Annotated in this window: 2 protein-coding genes; both read right to left on the bottom strand. The window is 41.5% G+C overall.

What is annotated here, in order from left to right:
* Positions 1–52 precede the first annotated feature (52 nt).
* Positions 53–1,300 carry a hypothetical protein gene (locus tag Q0241_RS01075; protein WP_299371744.1) on the bottom strand — a complete coding sequence of 416 codons (1,248 nt, stop codon included), beginning with the start codon at positions 1,298–1,300 and terminating at the stop codon, positions 53–55.
* Between the two features lie 58 nt (positions 1,301–1,358).
* Positions 1,359–1,789 (bottom strand): DUF805 domain-containing protein (locus Q0241_RS01070; RefSeq protein WP_299371741.1); only part of this gene is annotated, 431 nt, incomplete at its 5' end.

The raw sequence follows: 1,789 nt of genomic DNA, 5'->3' as shown, positions 1-1,789 counted from the left end.
TTTGCCGGGCTTTTTTATGACTTTTCAATATGATTTTAGAAATATTCGTCGTTCAATTCATTCCTGAATCTAGATTTAAATTAACTCTCTTAAGCAGAGTCTGAGGCGCATCAAGGTATCGGCTGCTGTACAAAGTACCCTTAATTCCCCCCTTATAATTACCACCGCAAAATACATTCTGGCTTGCACTGAGGGATAGATCAGGATGCCATTCATCATAACGATAAACAGAGTCTTTAAACTCGAGAAAAGCATCTCTTAGTCTTAAGTTAATTTGATGCCAGATCCTAAGATCTGCATTTGTGCTATTTATTAAATCATCCGCTTCTTTAGTCATTTTGCCTTCAACAAGCCGAGGACGAAAGGTAAGAGAAAGGGGGCAACTAATTCCCCAATCGCGAGGGCTTTGTGCAGGATATTTAGGTCTGGCATATATTGAACCTGTGTATTCTGAATCACCATACAAAAACGTAAAGTGAGCAGAAGGACCATGCCCCGTACTTAAGCCATCACCTGAACGAAGAGCAACCACTGAGGTTTCATCTTCGGTTTTGAGGTAAAGCGTTTTGCTTTCAAAGCCAGTGAGCTTTTCTTCTGCAGGAATATAGGAAAATCGATATTCTTGCTTTTCTTTCTCTGCATTATACGGGGGGTAAGAAACAGGTTTAACCAAATCGCGAACCCCTACATACTTTGAAGTGTCGGTCTCTTTCGTATCGTGGAAAATCCATGGACTTGGCGGTAATGTATCCAAAGCAACGAGGGGAGCCGATGTTAAAGTTGTAGGCTGATATTCTTCCTGACATGTCACAAAGGTTCGTTCCCACCTGTCATTCCAAGAACCATTTACCCAACCACCAGCGATAATTATTCTCTCTGGTACCGGGCCCGTTTTTTCAGTTTCAGGCCAAAAGGAAAATGCATCTGCAATACAGTCATCAACCCGCCGCCACAGACCATAAGAGGGGTGGTATTTATCTGAATGTTGATTGTGTCTTTCCGCCCAAATTTTGGCGGATCGAATATGATCGACCTGCCACGCAAGTTTGTTATTTATACGTGTGACATAGCTTGAGCCCAGAGAATATCTTTCGTAAGTATCGTAAATAACAGGCCCCGTTTCCACCAACAACGGATAACTTAAACCATCGTATTGATACTCAAACCTCAGCCAATTCCCTTCCGCAGGACTATCCTGCGGGCCAAGTTTTGCAATAAAGCAAACCTTTTCACCACTAACTCGGTTGATCAGGGTTGTATTTTCGGGATCAAAAGCCCACCAACCGAAAACATCAATCATCTTAAACACCCTGTAATTGAGTTCATATTAACTGGAATATTGAGATAACCTGTCTGATTTACAGGCGGGAAGCATAATCTGATTCTGTTGATCTATCTATGAGGTCGGCATAACTTTCAGTCTGCATTCTATTATTTATTGTTTTTCCCGGCATTGCCACGAGTAACAAGCCCAAGACGATATTCACACCGGGTACGGCAATTAATAATGCCAGCCATTTGGACCAGCCAATATGATTTAAACGATGTGCCATCCAGCACATTTGCGTGCTGAAAGTTGTGAGAATGACAGAAAGAATAGTCCAGCCGCCATGAATTTCTATGTCTTCAATCGGATCTTGAAGCGCTGAAATAATATCTTCAAGGGGCATAATATTTGTAAAACTCATAATCAGAAATGCCCAAAGAAAAAGGGACAGAAATAGCATTCTAAAAATATAGGTAACTCGTCCAAGAACCTTTTCGTCACTGCTGACATAAAGAATTGTCG

This window comes from uncultured Kiloniella sp. (assembly GCF_937128705.1).
Lineage (GTDB): Bacteria > Pseudomonadota > Alphaproteobacteria > Kiloniellales > Kiloniellaceae > Kiloniella.
This window is presented reverse-complemented; position numbering and strand designations above follow the sequence as displayed.